General features: G+C 63.4%; 1 protein-coding gene. It reads right to left on the bottom strand.

Annotated elements, in window-relative coordinates:
* Window positions 1–325 (bottom strand): Mu transposase domain-containing protein (locus tag ACZLZY_RS24990; RefSeq protein WP_472936656.1); only part of this gene is annotated, 325 nt, incomplete at both ends.

Here is a 325-nt window from a genome sequence, read left to right on the forward strand (position 1 = left end):
ACGCAGGGCACCGGGTTTGCGCTGGACGACCGCCAGATAGTGCCGCCAGTCATAGATCGTCTCGGTTCGGCGATCATGTGAGCGAGCAAAGACCCGGCGGTGCTCGCAGATGGTCTTCCCCTCGGCGACGATGACGATCCGATCGGGATAGACGCGCAGGCTGACGGGGCGGTTGGCGAAGGACGCCGGCACGCTGTAGCGATTGCGCTCGAGATGAACGAGGCAGGTTGGTGAGACACGCTTGGTGTGTTCGACGAAGCCGTCGAACGGCCGAGGTGTCGCCATCAGATGACGGATCTCCTCGGACCAGACTTCGGCAACGGTG

The sequence above is a fragment of the Mesocryomonas lacus genome (genome assembly GCF_055730135.2).